Source organism: Halorubrum sp. SP9 (assembly GCF_005435015.1).
Classification (GTDB): domain Archaea; phylum Halobacteriota; class Halobacteria; order Halobacteriales; family Haloferacaceae; genus Halorubrum; species Halorubrum sodomense.
In genome coordinates, this window is sequence record NZ_SGXU01000186.1 from 1 (window position 1) to 784 (window position 784).

Consider the following 784-nt stretch of genomic DNA (forward strand, 5'->3'; position numbering starts at 1 on the left):
TCCTGACGTCCACAGAAACAGACGTAATACTGCCACATAATACTGATCTGCGAAGTTCTTACGTTTGAAGTACACTATGTTTCGTCCCTTCCAGTACTCCAGTTCACGCTTGTCTCCATGTCTTGCTCCCCCTTCTGGCGAGATGAAATGATATACTAGCGCTTCCGGGTTGTACAACAACAATCGCCCATCTTGTACAAGCCGGACAGTTACGTCATCTTCCTCACGATAACCATTGCCTTTATATGATTCGTCAAACCCCCCCACAGATTCAAGTGCGGATACACGGAACGACATATTCGCACCTCTAAATTTTTCAGTTTCCGTAACTGAAGGTGGAACCCACCGGTCGGACTCATCTAGTACTTCGCCGTACTTGAGGTAGCGATTTTGATTTTCGCTCACCTCTAGTAACTCCTGTTGTACTTCAAGGTTTTCGTCAGCTGTAAGTGCCGGTCCACCGATAGCGTCGACATCTGGATGGTGCTTGTACGTTTCTACGAGACTTTCAAGCCATTTTCGGGGAGCAAACGTATCATCATCAAGGAAACAAAGAATGTCTCCGGTACAAATTGATAGGATTTTGTTCCGCGCAACAGGTTGATTCCCTCCACTGTTCTGGAAGTACTGGACTTTGACTCCCAGTTCGTTGAATGTCGTTTTGTTGGCTTCTGAAACGATTTGCCCTGTGCGGTCATCGTCACTGTCATCGATGACGATTATTTCGTCGGGGGTACGTGTTTGTTGCGCAAGGCTATTCAAGACTGTCTCTATCGCCGAGGGC

1 protein-coding gene is annotated in these 784 nt (G+C 47.2%); it reads right to left on the minus strand.

All coding sequences use genetic code 11. The features are described 5' to 3' along the window. The coding region (locus tag EXE45_RS17120) for a glycosyltransferase (protein ID WP_137695039.1) at window positions 1-784 on the minus strand (784 nt) is incomplete at both ends.